This is a genomic window from Exiguobacterium sp. PvP048, assembly GCF_040549175.1.
Taxonomy (GTDB): Bacteria; Bacillota; Bacilli; order Exiguobacteriales; family Exiguobacteriaceae; genus Exiguobacterium_A; species Exiguobacterium_A artemiae.
The window spans coordinates 12,461-29,271 of record NZ_JBEPSU010000014.1; the positions used below are offsets into that span (position 1 = coordinate 12,461).

Genomic DNA, 16,811 nt, shown 5'->3' on the forward strand with positions numbered 1-16,811 from the left:
CTTAAGACCGCTAGAATGATTGTCGAAAGCTACCTGTCTGACTCGTTTGAACCGCGCATGGTATGCCTTCTTCAGTTGTCGGATAAGATAATATTACCTTCTTTTTTTAAAAAAGCAAGTAAATAATTTTTGTGAAAAAACATACGAAAATAAGACAATTCTTGCAAATGAAAAAGCCTCATTTTCATAATAAAAAAAGCCTATGATTTTCAACGATTTTCCGTTAAAATCATAGGTTTTTTTTTAAGACATGGATGTCAGATGAGTATGTTCAAAAATCACTTTTCCATCAATCATCGTCATCAAAGGCTTCGCGAGATAATCGAGCGGGAAGTGACTCCAAAGAACGAGATCGGCATCTTTGCCGACTTCAATCGAGCCGACGCGGTCTGCGACGCCGATCGAACGGGCCGGATTAATCGTAATCGCGCGAAGCGCGATGTCGACCGGCAGTCCTTCACGTGCAGCAAGACCGGCACATAAATTTAAATACTGAACAGGTGTATACGGATGATCGGTCGTAATCGACACTTCAAGACCGTGCTCATGAAGAACACGATATGTTTCCCACGTTTTGTTTTTGAGTTCGATTTTCGACTTTCGTGTAAAGGTCGGACCGACTGTAACGTGTTCAATCGGTAATTGTTGCAGTTCTTTGGCCACGAGATGACCTTCTGTACAATGTTCGATCCGGACATCCAGCTCAAACTCTTCGGCAAAACGAATCGCCGATAAAATGTCATCGGCCCGGTGAGCGTGGACACGAAGCGGCATCTCTTTTTTGAGAACCCGTTCAATCATCCGGTGGGCAAAGGTATCAGCTGTCCGTTGCATCTTGACTTCAAGAAATGCTTCCCGCAACATACCCATGATGCCCATACGTGTCAGTTCACCGGCACGACCGGCACTATGGACACGTTTCGGGTTTTCTCCAAGCGCAATTTTTAATCCGGCATATTTCCGTAAAATCATGTCATCGATAAAACGGCCGTGTGTCTTGATGACACTCGTGACACCGCCGATGATATTCATGCTGCCCGGCATGACTTGGACCGTCGTGACACCGTGTTCGATGGCTTCCTTGAATCCTTCATCAAGCGGATAGACGCCGTCGATGGCCCGCAAGTGGGGCGTCATCGCGAAAATGGTTTCATTGGCATCGTTTCCGACTGTTCCGGTTCCTTCATCGTACAATCCGAGATGCGTATGGGCATCGATGAAGCCGGGAAGCAGGAATCGTCCTTCTGCTTCGATGACCCGCTCGTGTTCCTCGGCGTCCAGCAATTCATTGATTTCGTGAATCTTCCCGTCTTTGATCCGGATATCGCCATAAAAATTATCTGATGTGATGGGAAAGATATGTGCATTTCGTATTAAAACATCCAACATTTTTCAACCCCTGTATTAGTTTGTGTGCTCGAGATTCTGCAGTGCATCCTTTAGTTCAGCATACCGAAACTTGTAGCCGTTTTCGAGAGCTTTTTTCGGAATAACACGGGCGCCTTCGAGAACGATGACACTTTTTTCTCCGAGAGCCAGCTCGAGAGCGAAGCGTGGAGCCGGTAACCAGTGCGGACGGTGCAACACTTTTCCGATCGTTTGACCGAACCGTCGCATCGTTTCCGGATGAGGGGCTGTAATATTGAGAGGACCTTCTACAGAAGCGGTCGTCAGTGCGAACAGGAACATTTCGACGAGGTCATCGATATGAACCCAGGAAACCCATTGCTTCCCGTCGCCCATTGTCCCGCCGCCAAATAATTGATAAGGCAAACGCATTAATGGATAGGCACCGTCTTCTGTACTGAGGACGACCCCAATCCGCGGATGAACGAGCCGGACACCGCTTTCGGCAATCGGTTGAGCAAGCTCTTCCCAAGCGACACAGACATGGCTGAGGAAGTCGGCAGTCGGAGGCAGTGCCGTTTCTTCCGTAAAGGTTTGATGGCGGTCCTGACCGTAAATTCCAACGGCAGAAGCTGATAAGACGACGTCAGGTTTGGAATCAAGTGCTCTGACAATCCGGACGAGTTCTTTCGTCGAGTCGATGCGGCTTTCCAAGATGACGCGTTTACGCTCTTCTGTCCAGCGTCCTTCATTGATCGAAGCACCTGCCAGGTGGATGAAGGCATCCACATCATTCAGTTCTTGCTCCGGTGTTGCTTTATCCGTCAACCATTCAACGTAGCTGACGGCTCCCGCCGCAGCTTTCGGTGAACGGGTTAAAATAACAATTTGATGGCCTTCGTTAAGTAATCGTTTCGTTAGTGCCTGTCCAATCATTCCGGTTCCGCCTGTAATCGCGATTTTCATGGCGTGAATCATCCTCTCGTCCTGTCTGTAGTAATACTTGTACATATGTTCCCGTTTCTCTGTTTCACTCAAACCTGATTCAACATGTTATCGTTGCAAGAGAAGATAAAAAAAGGAGGAACCGACTTGAAAATCACACGGATTTCGACCCAAAAGAAAAATACGGAGCGCTTCAATATCTATATTGAACGTGAAGGTAAGGAAGAATATGCCTTTGCCGTCGATGCCGATATCTTGATCAAGTATAACCTGCAACGGGACAAGGAGCTTGACGATGATTTCGTCAAAGAAGTACTGACAGCGGAAGAACAGCAAAAAGCATACCGTTTATCACTCAATCATTTGTCATACCGAATGCGGGCGACGAGCGAAGTCGAAGCTTACTTGATGGAAAAAGAGACCCCGGAACATGCCGTCAAACATGCCATCAAACGATTGACCGACCAAAAATATTTAAACGATCAACAGTTTGCCGAGGCGTATACAGCGACAAAAAAAGCAACGACACCGCAGGGACCCGGAAAAATCCGGCGTGATTTAGAAGCGCTGAAAGTGAACAAAACGTACATTGATCAAGCGCTGGAATCATTTACGGAAGAAGAGGAACTAGAAAAGGTATTGAAATTTCTCCGGCAAAAACAAAAAGAACTTGCCCGCCGGTCGGTTCGGGAACTCAAACAAAAACTGCAACAAACATTGATGCAACGCGGATTCTCATCAGAGGTTTCAAAACAGGGGATTCAACTCGTATTTGAAGAGGTCGAAGCAGAGACGGAAGAATCGGCTGCTTTATACCAAGCGCGGAAATACTATCCGAAGTACCGGAATCTGGAACCGTTCGCCCGGGTGCAGAAAACGCAACAGGCGTTGGTTCGAAAAGGATTTCCGTATGCACTCGTGTCGGAAGTGATCGAACAGGTCAAGCAGGAAGAAGCAGACGGAATATAAGTTTCGGCTTCATTTTAAAAGTTTAGACACAAAATTGACAATTGTTCGATAATTATGCTATTCTACGCTCAGATTAAGAAAAGGAGGAACCGTCAAATGAAACAGCCAATTGTAAACGCACTTATCAAACAGCTGAATATGGCGGAGACTCTCGAACTCGTATAAACACTATTTTCAGTGTGCGATTGACAGGGAATCCGTTCCCCGAGCACGCAGACCATATCGTCGATTCACATCGTCTTTAGAAATGCAGATGGATTCTCGGACTGCTCCGGAAATCCGCCTGCCTTTTTTGCGTGCTTGGAAACAACGTAACACCATTATGAACGACAAAGGGGGGAACCATCGTGCGATTGTTTCGCCAACTCAGCTGGTTTCTGAAGGAACATAAAAAATCATATTTGATTGCCGTGTTATTGCTGATTGTGACCGGCTTCATCGACTTGACACCACCATGGTTGATCGGAAAGGTGATTGACGGACTGCGTTCCGGATCCATGGATCGGACGACATTGATTCAGTATGTGGTCGGGCTGACCGTTATTTCCATTATGTCCTTTATTCTGACGTATTTATGGCTTGCGAAATTATTCGGAACAGCCTTTTTACTCGAACGGACATTACGAAGTCAATTTTTTACGCATTTATTAAAGTTAACCCCGACCTTTTATCAACGTAACCGCACAGGGGATTTAATGGCGCTTGCGACCAATGATTTGAAAGCGGTCGAACGGACAGCCGGTTTTGGTGTCCTGACGCTCGTTGACTCGCTGAATATGACGGCGATTACACTTGTCGTCATGGGAGTAGCGATCGATTGGAAACTGACGCTTGCCGCCTTATTGCCGATGCCCATTCTTGCGTACGCGATGAATAAACTCGGCAGTCAGATCCACGGCCGCTTCATGACAGCACAGGATGCCTTTGGCACGATGAATGATCAAGTCGTGGAGTCGATTTCCGGACTGCGGGTCATTCGTTCATTCGTTCAGGAAGACATCGATGTTAAAAAATTTGATGATGTCACGACGGATGTATTTGATAAAAACATGCATGTCGCAAAAATTGATGTCTTGTTCGAGCCGATTATTAAATTACTCGTCGGAATCAGTTATTTGATCGGTCTATCGTTCGGGACGTACCTCGTCTTTACGAACGATATTACGCTTGGACAACTCGTCGCCTTCAATATTTATCTCGGAATGTTGATTTGGCCGATGTATGCGTTCGGAGAGCTGATCAACGTCATCCAGCGCGGAACAGCGAGTCTCGATCGTCTTCAGGCGACGATGCGGGTCAAACCGTTGATTTCATCGACTCCGGTCGTAGAGATTACTACTCCTGAAACGATTGTTTTATCGGATTTGACGTTTACGTACCCGGGAACGAAACAGCCCGCATTGCGCGGAATCAACGTGACGATCGAACAAGGAAAGACAATCGGGATTGTCGGTCCGACCGGTGCCGGGAAAACGACGTTGCTTCGCCAATTTTTACGCGAATATCCACTTGACCGTCATATGCTGCAAGTCAACGGTGTTCCCTATGAAGACGTCGCTTTGGAAACGGTCCGGGGATGGACGGGTTATGTTTCGCAGGAACACCTTTTGTTCTCGAAAACAGTGCGGGATAACATCCTCTTTGGCGCCGGAACGGCAACGGAAGCCGAACTACAGGAAGCAATTCGTCTGGCGTCATTCACAACGGACATTACCATGCTCGATCAAGGTCTTGAGACGTTGGTCGGTGAACGTGGTGTTACGTTATCCGGCGGTCAGAAGCAACGGCTGTCGATTGCCCGGGCGATGTTGAAAAAACCGAAATTATTATTGCTCGACGATTCGTTGTCTGCGGTCGATGCAAAAACCGAGTCGCATATCATTGAAGCGATTCGAACCAATCGGGAGCAGGCGACGACATTGATTGTCGCACACCGTCTGTCTGCCGTTGCCCATGCGGACGAAATTCTTGTCTTGCAGGACGGTCAAGTGACAGAACGGGGTACGCACGAACAGTTGATGGATCATAAAGGGTGGTACGCCGAACAATTCGAACGGCAAAGTGAAGAAACGTAAGGTAGGAGGTGTCGAACGTGAAGGAAGAAGAATTATATCTATTAGATCCCGTTCGTCGGAAAACGACGATTCGATCACTTGTTCGTTATGCGATGTATGAAAAACAAGCAATTTTCCTCGGATTATTTCTCTTGATTCTGGCAGTCGGAGCAGAATTGACCGGACCATATATTGCGAAAGTCATCATCGATGAACATATTGTTGCGATTGAAAAGGATTGGGTTGAAGTGAAGGACGGAGGAAGGGTCGAGTATGACGGGCGCCAGTTTGCGAAGAAGCAGGATGTGCCGTCTTCCGATGTCATTCAAGCGATTTCAGTTGTTCAATCGAAGAGCGGTTATTATTTTGTGCCCGAACAAGTCGTCAGCGGAGGAGAACGCAACGTGACCGGTGGAACGTTAACCGTCACGCGTGGGGAAGAAACGTTTCGTTATTCGGGCGTCAAGAAGCTGACGCAAGGACAGGTGTATGATTTTTATGCCTCTGACTTAAAAGCGGTCGGCTGGCTGTCTTTGCTGTATATCGTCCTGCTGTTAATCGCGGCCGGTTTGAACTGGGTCCAACAAATCCTGCTTCAGCGGTCGGCGCATAAAATCGTCAAACGGATGCGGCTCGATGTCTTTACACATTTACAACGGTTACCGGTCCGCTATTTTGACCAGACACCGATCGGAAAGATTGTCAGTCGTGTCACAAACGATACGGAAACAATCCGCGATTTGTACTTGGGTGTGCTCGCACGCGTCTTTTCGGGATTGATTACGATGGCCGGAATTTTAGTGGCGATGTTTTTCCTCGATGTCCGTCTCGGACTCGTTTCGCTGTTGATTATTCCGATCGTCTACTTCTGGATTCAGCTGTTCCAGAAACTTGCAACGGAAAATAACTTCAAGGTCCGGTCGCTTGTCGCAGATATGAATGGTCAGTTAAACGAGAACATTCAAACGATGCCGATCATTCAAGCGTATGCGCGGGAAAAAGAAGTGTTGGCGGAATTTGAACAAAAAAATGAAGAGAATTATCAAACCCGTTCGAAGTTGTTGCGGCTTGATGCCTTAATGTCGCATAACTTATCGTATTTCCTGAAAAACCTGACGCTGGCCTTATTGATCTGGGTCGTGGCGGGTAAAAGTCTGACCGACGGAACCTTTTTATCGCTCGGGATTTTATATGCCTACATCGACTATGTCTCGCGTCTCTTTGAACCGGTCACACAAATCATGAATCAGTTGTCGCCGTTGCAACAAGCACTCGTTTCAGCAGACCGGATGTTCCAACTGCTCGACGAAAAGGGAGAAGACGTCGGAAAGGGACGTTTACCCCGTTTCGCCGGACGTGTGGAGTTCAAGCAGGTCGGTTTCAGCTATGATCCGGGTCATCCTGTCTTACAGGACATCGAAATTGATGCCCGTCCCGGAGCGACAATCGCTCTCGTCGGACATACGGGTAGCGGGAAAAGTTCAATCATGAATCTGCTGATGCGTTTTTATGATCCATCATCCGGTCAATTGCTGATTGATGGACAGGATGTCACGTCACTGCCGAAACAGGCGGTCCGCGATCATATGGGTATCGTCCTGCAGGATCCATTTTTATTCACGGGAACAATCCGGTCGAATATCACGCTCGGCAACCCGGCGATTTCCGAAGAACGGATTCGGGAAGCGATCGTCGCTGTTGGGGCAGACCGTTTCATCGACCGTCTTCCTAAGGGTCTGGATGAACCCGTCATCGAAAAAGGCGCGACCTTGTCTGCCGGCGAACGGCAGTTGATCAGTTTTGCCCGGGCTTTGGCGTTTGATCCAGCCATTTTAGTTCTCGATGAAGCGACGGCGAGCGTCGATTCGGAAACGGAAGCGATGATTCAGGATGCCTTATTGACGTTGACGAAAGGGCGCACGACCTTCATCATTGCCCACCGTTTGTCGACGATCAAAGACGCTGACGAAATCATCGTCCTCGACCATGGACGGATATCCGAACGCGGAACGCATGAAGAGTTACTCGCAAAACAAAAAATCTATGCCAAAATGTATGCGTTGCAAAGTAAACGCAATCTCGAATTGAAATCAAGCTAACTCCATCATTTTTCTTCTCCTTTTCGTATATACTAATGACGAAGAGGGGGAGTTTTTTTATGGAGACACGAATGAGTCAGTTATCAAAATATGAATTAGAGATGCTCGTGACGAAATTGAATGAGCAAAAACGTAAAGCGGAGCAACACGGTAACATGAGTGAAGTCGAGGTGATCATCCGCAAGATTGCGATTGCCCAAAGTTATCTCGTCGACACAAGCCGGTTCGAGACGGGTCGCTTTTACCAGATTGATGGAGAAGAGACACGATTTGAACTGCATTTCGTCAACGGTGTAATGGGCTGGGGACATTTTGAAGGGACAGTCAACGAAGTGGCGATTCCACTTGCGTTGATTCAGGAAGAGGAGGAATGACGATGGATCAAAATCGTACGGAAGCATTAAACGAATTGGCGGAAGAATTACAAGGAGTCAACGAGACCTTGACACCGCTTGAAGCCTTGACGTGGGTCGAAGTCTTATGGGAAGATTTCGAAGCGACGCTTGCAAAGGCGGGAGAAAAATATCAGGGTGAGGCAGTTGCCGTTCGTTTCGTTCAGCAACAAATCAAGCAACATGGTCCGATGCTTCACCGTTTTAATACAACAAACGAGAAGTTCAAGCATTTGATGATTGGGCGCGACGATCAGTCAATCAATTAAAAAAGAACTCGCGGTTCGGAAAAGAAACTTTTCCGAACATGGCGAGTCCTTTTTTTATAATGCAGGTACAAACAATTTTTTTTGCAACGTCCGTTCGCTGAAAACCCATCCTGTATAGGAACTGACAATTTGGCGTGACGTTGCATCAATCCGGACGACAGCGACGAACGGATAGACTTCTTTCGTGAAATAACGTAAGTTCGTGAACCGGTATTCGACGATTCCGTCTTTTCGGGAAACCGTATACGTATGAATTTTTGAAAATTCAAGGAACGCCTGTAGATCCGCGTTCTCCTTGACGATGTCATACAATTCATCCCCATGCGGTTCATTTTTGATCCGGAAATTACCGCACTCGACGACTGTTCCGGAATTAATCTTGACGACCGCATATTCATTTCGAAGACGTGCTGCGACATGCCACTCATCCCATTTCATGCCGGGAGAAATGAATAGCTTGTGTGCTCCGCCGTAATAACGAGCGGCCGTCGCCAAAGCATCGTTACGCAACTTAAATTGAACCGCATAATAGATGATGACGATCGCAATCAAAATCGGGAAAATGACGATCGTGGCACGGGTCAACAGCCAAATGCCGAACGCCCCGTAATACATCGTGAACAGGTAAGGGTCAAATGTATTGATGACGCCCCAACCAATCCAGGTTTTCTTAAAGGGATGAAGCGCCTGCGTGCCGTAAGCATTAAACAGATCGACGAAGACATGAAGGGCGACAGCAATCTGTGCCATCAGCCATAATGAAGTAGGCGGAACGCCGAACAGGGCGCCGATGACGATCGACAGTAACAACGGCCAGGCAATCAAGGCGATCAGACCGTGGGATTTACCACGGTGCTGTCTCAGGTAGGCACTGTTGCCTTTAAATTTAAATACAGTATCAAAGTCTGGAGCATGGGAACCGACCAACGCCGTAGTCGTAACAGCCGCAAACAGCGTAGCGCTTGCTGCGATATCCGGTTCAAGTGTGGAAATGGCGGCGAGGCAAAGTCCCATTCCGATATGCGTCCCAGTATCCAATGCAAATTCGCTCCTCTATCAAAGTATTCGAAATCATAATAAACGTAAATTGATTTTAATTTTTAAGGTTAATTGAACTTACTATAACGTATCAAACAGAAAAGAGGTAATATTTTGACTCTTGTCACAGAATATTTCAGAAACTTTAATAAACAGCATTTTACGACGGAATTGGTGCAGTGGTTCTTGCGGGAACAACGACAGTTACCGTGGCGTGAAACCAAAAATCCTTATCATATCTGGATCAGTGAAATCATGCTGCAACAAACACGGGTCGATACAGTGATTCCATATTACCAGCGGTTTACGGAACGGTTTCCGACACCCCACGATTTGGCGTCGGCCGACCAAAGTGAAGTCTTAAAATATTGGGAAGGCTTAGGGTACTATTCCCGGGTTAAGAACCTTCAAATCGCAGTTCAGGAAGTTGTTGAAAAATATGACGGGATCGTACCGGATGAAAAAGAACGGTTTGAAAGTTTACGGGGAGTCGGTCCCTATACGACCGGTGCGGTTCTCTCAATTGCCTACGGCCACCCGGAGCCTGCCGTCGACGGGAACGTCATGCGTGTCTTATCGCGTGTCCTCGGAATTTATGACGACATTGCCGCACCGAAAACACGAAAAGTCTTTGAAGCGGCCGTTCATGAATTGATTGATCATGCGGATCCGTCAAGCTTCAATCAAGGGTTGATGGAACTCGGTGCAATGGTCTGTACACCGAAATCACCGATGTGCGGACTGTGTCCGGTCAATGATGTCTGTTTTGCTTACGACCGCTCGGTTCAGGCGGAATTGCCTGTCAAAACAAAAAAAGGTAAAACACAGATGATCCGGTACGATGCATTGGTCTATGAAGAAAACGGACAAGTCGCCGTCATGCAACGTCCGGAAACGGGACTGTTGGCCGGCATGTGGCAGTATCCGTTAGTGGAATCGACGGAAGAGCAACACGGAATGCAAATCGGCAGTGTAAAACACATCTTTTCGCACCGGATATGGGATATTACGGTTTATCGTGTTGCGACACAACCGGAAGGAACCGTTCTGATGGATGAACAGACATATGACAAGCAACCGATTTCGGTCGCCCAAATGAAGATTGATCGCCTATTAAAGGAGGAACTCTGATGAATCGTTTTTATTCAGAAACGAAAGTGCCGGCGACAAAAGACCAAGCCTGGTTCTTTTTAAGTGATGCCAAAGCCTTGACGGGAATGACGACGTTTCCGAAAGTGCAGACCATCGGGGACACCCGGACATATGCCGGCAATACAATTCAGCTGAAGGTCGGTGTTCCACCGTTTTTTGTAAAATGGGATTCGATCATCCCGATGGTCGGCAAAGATGCATTTGTTGACGTCGGAGTGAAGGTACCGTTTCCTTTCTCTGCGTGGTGTCATACACACCGTGTCGAAGAGCGCCCGGACGGTGTCTATATGATTGATGACTTAATTTATAAATCGTATTTACCGAAAGTACTGGTGGATTTATTTATTTTGAAACCGATGTTTCAGCAACGGAAACAGGCGATTTTACATCATTTTTCAAGTTAAATACCAGTCATTTTCCTGAAAAAGTAGCCTTTCGTTTTTCATGTGTTCTGAAAATGGGTATAATAAGCACGAGAGTATTGAAAAAACTGAATAAAAAGCTTCAGAAAGGAGTAGCACATGAGTCGATTCCCAAAAGAAAGTAGCAAGATTGAGATTCAAAGTTTCAAACATAACGGCAGCTTACACAGAGTTTGGGAAGAAACGCTCGTGCTTAAATCGACGGAAGAAGAATTGATTGGATTCAATGACCGGATCATGGTCAGTGAATCGGATGGTCGTCAGTGGCGGACACGAGAACCCGCGATTTGTTATTTTTCGACAGAACTTTGGTTTAATGTAATCTGTATGATTCGTGAAGACGGTATCTACTATTACTGCAACTTGGGTTCACCTTCGACGTTTGATGAAAAGGATCGAGCAGTCAAGTACATTGATTATGATTTAGATATCAAAGTCTATCCGGACATGTCTTACATGATTTTGGATGAGGATGAGTACGAGAAACATCGCCGGGAGATGAACTATCCGAAAGCGATTGATCGTATTCTGAAAGACAACGTTCAGATTTTGATTCAATGGATCCGCAGTCGCAAGGGTCCGTTTAACCCGGCATTCGTTGAAACGTGGTATCGTGAATACGAAACAAGGTATCGGAGATGATGGTTCGCCATCGTCTTTTTTTAGTGGAAAGAAGGGGAACACATGGGTAAAGCAAAGCAAAAACAGTTAAAAAAGAAGGGTTCCATCAGACGGTACATGGAATTCGTCAAACCGTATAAAAAACAAATTCTTTTGACGGTATTCGTCGGGATCATCAAGTTTTCGATTCCGCTCGGATTGCCGCTTCTCTACAAGTACATCATCGACAATCTGCTCGATAATCAAACGGTTCCGCTCGCGGAACGCAGTAAAGAACTTGCCTATTTGATCGGCGCCGGATTCTTCGTTTTTCTCGTCATCAAACCGCCGCTTGAATACATCCGGCAGTATTTGGCCCAGTGGTCGGCATCAAAAATTTTGTTTGATGTCCGGAACCGGCTGTTTGATCATGTCCAGAAGCTGTCACTCCGCTTTTATTCGAACACGAAGACCGGGGAAGTCATCTCCCGGATCATCAACGATGTCGAACAGACAAAGGATTTTGTTGTTACCGGGTTGATGAACTTATGGCTCGACATGATTACGATTTTGATAGCGATTGCTATCATGTGGACAATCGATCCGAAGCTGACGCTCGTTGCGATCATTCCGTTGCCGTTTTATGCACTCGCGGTCAAGTTCTTTTATGGACGACTCCGCAGTCTGACACGTGACCGTTCGGCGGCACTTGCTGAACTGCAGGGGCACTTGACGGAGCGGGTCAACGGAATGGCGGTCATTCGCAGTTTTGCGCTTGAACCCCATGAAAATCAGGCGTTCAAGAAACAAAACGATGGCTTCTTGACGGCAGCATTACGTCAAACGAACTGGAATGCCCGGACGTACGTCGTCGTCTCGACGATTACCGATTTTGCCCCGATTCTGATTTTCGGCGCAGCGGCTTTCCTTGTGCTGAACGGTCAGGAATCACTCGGCACGATGGTCGCCTTCATCGCCTATATCGATCGCCTGTACGCGCCGCTCGGTCGTCTTGTCAACTCGTCGACGACATTGACGCAGTCGATTGCCTCGATGGACCGGATGTTTGAGTTTTTGGACGAACCCTATGATATTACGGAAAAAGCCAATGCGAAAAATCCGGTTCATGTCAAAGGGAACGTCCAGTTTGAAAATATCAGCTTCTCCTACGAAGAAGGCGGCGAACGGGCGATTGACCGGTTGACGCTCGATGTACAGGCGGGAGAACGGATTGCCTTCGTCGGGATGTCGGGCGGCGGGAAATCCACGCTTGTCAGTCTGATTCCTAGATTTTACGATGTGTCGTCCGGGCGGATCACGCTTGATGGAGTCGATATTCGTGATTTGAAGTTACGTGGTTTACGCGATCAAATCGGAATGGTCATGCAGGAATCGATTCTGTTCAGTGAATCGGTCGAAATGAACATTAAGATGGGGAATCCCGAGGCGACGGATGAAGAGGTGGTCGCGGCAGCGAAGGCGGCCAATGCCCATGAGTTCATCGAACGACTGGCGGACGGTTATAAAACACCGGTCGGCGAACGGGGGGTCAAATTATCAGGCGGTCAAAAACAGCGTTTGGCAATTGCCCGGGTCTTCCTTAAAAATCCACCGATTTTAATTTTGGATGAAGCGACGAGTGCCCTGGATCTCGAAAGTGAATCGATGATTCAGGACTCGCTTGCGCGTCTTGCGAAAGGACGGACGACGTTTACCGTTGCCCATCGTCTTTCGACGATCACCGATGCCGATAAGATCGTTGTCATTGAAAACGGTCAAATCACGGAAATGGGACGTCACGAAGAACTGATGCGAAAACGCGGCGCTTATTTTGAACTGTATGCGATTCAAAACCTCGAGCTGGTTGAATAAAAAAAGGCTGTTCCGCGAAAAACGGAACAGCCTTTTTGTTATGAAGGACTGACTTACAGTTGGGCAAACGCACGATTGACAGCAACGATTGTTTCGTCGATGTCTGCTTCCGTGTGAGCCGTTGTCAAGAACCAGGCTTCGTATTTCGAAGGCGCAAGGTTGACGCCTTGTTCGAGCATTAATTTGAAGAACTGGCCGAACATTTCACTGTCGGCACGTTCGGCACCCAAATAGTCGACGACCGTTTCATCCGTGAAGTAGACCGTCAATGCACCTTTGAGACGGTTGATTGTGATCGTGACGCCATGTGTATCGGCAGCTTTTAAAATGCCTTGTTCGAGTTTAGCACCGAGGCGGTCGAACTCTTCATACACACCCGGCTGTTCGAGTAATTCGAGGCAGGCAATACCGGCTGCCATCGAAGCTGGGTTTCCGGCCATCGTACCTGCTTGATACGCCGGACCAAGCGGAGCGACGTGTTCCATGATATCCTGGCGTCCACCGTAGGCACCGATCGGGAGACCGCCACCGATGATTTTTCCGAGTGCCGTCATGTCCGGGCGGATGTTCAGAAGTTCTTGGGCACTGCCGTACGTAAATCGGAAAGCCGTGATGACTTCATCATAGATGACGAGTGCGCCGTGTTCATGCGTAATTTCGTTGATGGCCTCGAGGAACCCGGGTTGCGGTTCGACGATGCCGAAGTTCCCGACAATCGGTTCGACGAGAACGCAGGCGACCTGATCGCCCCATTCTGCCATGATTTGACGATAAGATTCAATATCATTGAACGGTGTCGTAATGACCTCTTTTGCTGTTGCTTTCGTCACACCGGCTGAATCGGGTGAACCGAGTGTTGCCGGACCGCTTCCTGCTGCAATCAGCATCAAGTCCGAGTGACCGTGATAACAGCCGCTGAATTTCACGACGAGTTCACGTCCTGTATAAGCACGGGCGACACGGATCGTCGTCATGACGGCTTCCGTCCCTGAGTTTGTGAACCGGACTTTCTCTAACGATGGAATCGCCTGTTGCAGTTTATGGGCAAAGTCGATTTCTAGGCGATGAGGTGTACCGTATAATAACCCGTTGCGTGAAGCATTCGTGATCGCTTCCGTAATATGTGGATGCCCGTGACCGGTAATGATCGGACCGTAAGCTGCTAAGTAATCGATGTAACGGTTGCCGTCGACATCATAGAAGTAAGCTCCTTCTCCTCGTTCCATATAGACGGGCGCACCGCCTCCGACTGCTTTATACGAGCGGGATGGGCTGTTCACACCTCCGACGATACATTTTTGGGCCACTTCATATAAGGATTCCGAAGTAGGACGTTTTGTATGAGTTGACATGATGATTCCTCCAATCATTGATACGTGAAAAATATCACGATATGATTGTATCATGTCCGTCAAACGTAGAGCAGAGCCGTTGACGGAAAGGAAGAATGTAGGTAGACTAATTATAAAGATTACAATCTAATAATCAATGAAAGATAGAAATGAGGGGATGACGTGGCGAACGAGATGCTAGATGATGCAGTACGCTCTTTACGTGAATCAGGCGTTCGGATGACACCACAACGTCATGCGATTTTGGAATATTTAACGACGGGACATACACATCCGACGGCAGATGAAATTTATCGTGCGCTCGAACATCGTTTTCCAAATATGAGTGTGGCGACAGTTTATAATAATCTACGGGTCTTCCGTGAAAAAGGAATCGTAGAAGAGATGAATTATGGAGATGCTTCCAGTCGTTTTGACTTCGTCACGACGCGTCATTACCATATGATTTGCGAAGGATGCGGAAAAATCGTCGACTTCAATTACCCTGTCCTGGATGACGTCGAGACTGTTGCGGCGCATTTAACAGGCTTTAAAGTAGACCGCCACCGTCTTGAGGTTTACGGGACTTGCCCGGATTGCCAATCGAACGTGCATTAAAAAAACGAGCTTCCTTTTAACGGGGAGCTCGTTTACTGTGTTTGTTGTACTTTTCATCGAATTCTTTTCCTTCAAGGTTACGATCCATCGTCAGAGGTTCGTCGCAGTGCATACATAAATCAACGCGTCCGAGGACTTTCGTTTCTTTACCGCAATTCGGGCAGGTGACGACGGCAGCTTTCGTCGAAGTAAGTCCGATCAGGAAATAGAGCGCTGTGCTGGCAAGGACCATGACAAACCCGACAAGCATTAGGATGACCATGATGATTTCGAATTGTTTTAACAAAAGACCGCCATACATGACAAGCATTCCGCCGAATACGAGGAACATTGCCAAGTTACGGGCCCGGTTTATTTTATTCTTACGTTGTTTTTTCACATGAATTCCCCCTGTAGCCAGTCTAGCATATTGTGGGATCGAGTCAGAAGCAGGAACGATTGATTTTTTGTCGAAAATGGTAACGGACGAATGATCAGAGTAACGAGTACGGAGTAGAGAAGGGTGAGAAGGAAATGGAACAGGCAACACGAACAATTTATTCAGAATATGCGGCTTATCCGGAGACACAGGGAATCATCGCCGTTGAGAAAAGACAACCGAGAGACTCTTTAACCGATCAATTTGATGTTTTACTGTTAGTCATTACACGAGATCCTTCCGTCGAGTGGACCGTTAAGCATTATCGATTGAATACATTGCGGGTTTCATTACATCTTGTGCATGAACAAGTCCTCTCCCGTTGGTTAATCTTAAATGCAAATCGCCGGGCCGTCCATTGGGTGTCGGAAGGAACCATCATTTTTGAACGGAATGACTACTTAACGGATTTGAAAAAACAATTACGCAACTTCCCGGAGACGGAACGCTGCTTACAGATGTCGTTGTCATTCGCTAAATTACTGCGTCGTTTTCAGGATGGACGGAATCTATTCAGCCGCGGTAATTATTATGATGCTTATACGCATGTCCATCATGCATTGCATCATCTGGCCCGGCTTTCCGTTCTCGAAAAGGGAGCGCATCCGGAAGTCGTCGTTTGGGAACAGGCCCGGTTGGACGATCCGGATGTCTATAAGTTATATGAACAACTTCTGTTGAGTGAAGAAACACTGGAACAACGGATTCACTTGGCGTTAATCGGATTAGAACATCTGTTGCAGTCAAAAGTCTTGTCCGGTGGTAAATACTTATTTGAAGTCATGCGAGAGCGGGATCGTCCTTGGACGATGCATGAATTGATGGAAGAAAGTCGTCTGACAGAATTGAAGGTTGATTTAGGGAGCCTAGTTGATTTTTTCATTCGGAAAGGATTGATCCGAATTTCGTATCAACGGACAAAAGGACTTGGTGTGGAACTCGTGACATACGAACCGGTCGTGTGATAGACCGGTTTTTTGTTTTTTTTAATAAATATAGAACCAGCATATATAGAAGAAAAAAATAACGAAAAGAAAAATTAAGAAAAAGCATTGACGTTATTATCTCGAGATAGTATATTAATACATGTCGACAGGCACACGCCATTGACGTAATGAAAAAAACAAGAAAAAAACGGTTGACGCATAAGTTATTCCGTGATATCTTATTAAAGTCGCTGAAAACGACACGACGAACTTTGAAAACTGAACGATGAGGCAAAAAACGTATCTTCGGATACAAACAATGAATGAAGCGCAAGCTTCGTCAACGTGACTCCGGTCAC

At 47.0% G+C, this 16,811-nt stretch carries 16 protein-coding genes; 11 read left to right on the top strand and 5 right to left on the bottom strand.

Annotated elements, in window-relative coordinates; translation table 11 throughout:
- Positions 1–243 precede the first annotated feature (243 nt).
- Together ABIC15_RS14925 and ABIC15_RS14930 are read right to left on the bottom strand one after the other, a co-directional pair.
- Complete coding sequence (locus ABIC15_RS14925) at positions 244–1,389, bottom strand: amidohydrolase (RefSeq protein WP_290829845.1); 1,146 nt, start codon at positions 1,387–1,389, stop codon at positions 244–246.
- 15 nt (positions 1,390–1,404) lie between these two features.
- Entirely contained in the window at positions 1,405–2,313 is a 909-nt protein-coding gene (locus ABIC15_RS14930; RefSeq protein ID WP_354021013.1) for a TIGR01777 family oxidoreductase, read from the bottom strand.
- 126 nt (positions 2,314–2,439) lie between these two features.
- Between ABIC15_RS14930 and ABIC15_RS14935 the strand changes: the two genes are divergently transcribed.
- The 5 genes from ABIC15_RS14935 (at position 2,440) to ABIC15_RS14955 (ending at position 8,075) form a co-directional block, all read left to right on the top strand.
- Positions 2,440–3,261, top strand: coding sequence for a RecX family transcriptional regulator (locus ABIC15_RS14935; protein ID WP_318092146.1), 822 nt, complete (start codon positions 2,440–2,442; stop codon positions 3,259–3,261).
- Positions 3,262–3,608: 347 nt separating this feature from the next.
- The gene (locus tag ABIC15_RS14940) at positions 3,609–5,336 is read left to right on the top strand and encodes an ABC transporter ATP-binding protein (protein ID WP_012369554.1); all 1,728 of its coding nucleotides are present in this window, start codon (positions 3,609–3,611) and stop codon (positions 5,334–5,336) included.
- A 17-nt stretch (positions 5,337–5,353) separates the two neighbouring features.
- Positions 5,354–7,414, top strand: a complete 2,061-nt coding sequence (locus ABIC15_RS14945; RefSeq protein WP_354021014.1) for an ABC transporter ATP-binding protein — start codon at positions 5,354–5,356, stop codon at positions 7,412–7,414.
- A gap of 59 nt (positions 7,415–7,473) precedes the next feature.
- Complete coding sequence (locus tag ABIC15_RS14950) at positions 7,474–7,788, top strand: DUF1811 family protein (protein ID WP_012369556.1); 315 nt, start codon at positions 7,474–7,476, stop codon at positions 7,786–7,788.
- A gap of 2 nt (positions 7,789–7,790) precedes the next feature.
- Positions 7,791–8,075 carry a YfhJ family protein gene (locus ABIC15_RS14955; protein ID WP_012369557.1) on the top strand — a complete coding sequence of 95 codons (285 nt, stop codon included), beginning with the start codon at positions 7,791–7,793 and terminating at the stop codon, positions 8,073–8,075.
- Positions 8,076–8,129: 54 nt separating this feature from the next.
- Here ABIC15_RS14955 and ABIC15_RS14960 read toward each other — a convergent pair whose 3' ends face one another.
- Entirely contained in the window at positions 8,130–9,113 is a 984-nt protein-coding gene (locus ABIC15_RS14960; protein WP_012369558.1) for a metal-dependent hydrolase, read from the bottom strand.
- Between the two features lie 114 nt (positions 9,114–9,227).
- Here ABIC15_RS14960 and mutY point away from each other — a divergent pair, with 114 nt between their 5' ends.
- The 4 genes from mutY to ABIC15_RS14980 all read left to right on the top strand — a co-directional run bounded on the left by mutY (position 9,228) and on the right by ABIC15_RS14980 (position 13,159).
- On the top strand, positions 9,228–10,244 hold the full coding sequence (mutY, locus tag ABIC15_RS14965; RefSeq protein WP_354021015.1) for an A/G-specific adenine glycosylase: 1,017 nt from the start codon (positions 9,228–9,230) through the stop codon (positions 10,242–10,244).
- Entirely contained in the window at positions 10,244–10,669 is a 426-nt protein-coding gene (locus tag ABIC15_RS14970) for an SRPBCC family protein (RefSeq protein ID WP_012369560.1), read from the top strand. The genes mutY and ABIC15_RS14970 overlap by 1 nt, the downstream gene beginning before the upstream one ends.
- A gap of 117 nt (positions 10,670–10,786) precedes the next feature.
- Complete coding sequence (gene ntdP / locus ABIC15_RS14975) at positions 10,787–11,329, top strand: nucleoside tri-diphosphate phosphatase (RefSeq protein ID WP_012369561.1); 543 nt, start codon at positions 10,787–10,789, stop codon at positions 11,327–11,329.
- A gap of 42 nt (positions 11,330–11,371) precedes the next feature.
- Positions 11,372–13,159: an ABC transporter ATP-binding protein gene (locus tag ABIC15_RS14980; RefSeq protein WP_354021016.1), complete on the top strand. Its 1,788-nt coding sequence runs from the start codon at positions 11,372–11,374 to the stop codon at positions 13,157–13,159.
- A gap of 53 nt (positions 13,160–13,212) precedes the next feature.
- Here the strand turns inward: ABIC15_RS14980 and ABIC15_RS14985 are convergent, their stop codons facing one another.
- Entirely contained in the window at positions 13,213–14,511 is a 1,299-nt protein-coding gene (locus tag ABIC15_RS14985; RefSeq protein WP_354021017.1) for a glutamate-1-semialdehyde 2,1-aminomutase, read from the bottom strand.
- A gap of 174 nt (positions 14,512–14,685) precedes the next feature.
- Here ABIC15_RS14985 and perR point away from each other — a divergent pair, with 174 nt between their 5' ends.
- Positions 14,686–15,108: a peroxide-responsive transcriptional repressor PerR gene (perR, locus tag ABIC15_RS14990; protein ID WP_251027441.1), complete on the top strand. Its 423-nt coding sequence runs from the start codon at positions 14,686–14,688 to the stop codon at positions 15,106–15,108.
- Positions 15,109–15,124: 16 nt separating this feature from the next.
- Here the strand turns inward: perR and ABIC15_RS14995 are convergent, their stop codons facing one another.
- Positions 15,125–15,487: a DUF2614 family zinc ribbon-containing protein gene (locus tag ABIC15_RS14995; RefSeq protein ID WP_012369565.1), complete on the bottom strand. Its 363-nt coding sequence runs from the start codon at positions 15,485–15,487 to the stop codon at positions 15,125–15,127.
- Positions 15,488–15,621: 134 nt separating this feature from the next.
- Between ABIC15_RS14995 and ABIC15_RS15000 the strand changes: the two genes are divergently transcribed.
- Positions 15,622–16,491, top strand: coding sequence for a nucleotidyltransferase-like protein (locus ABIC15_RS15000; protein WP_012369566.1), 870 nt, complete (start codon positions 15,622–15,624; stop codon positions 16,489–16,491).
- The last annotated feature ends 320 nt before the right edge of the window (positions 16,492–16,811 follow it).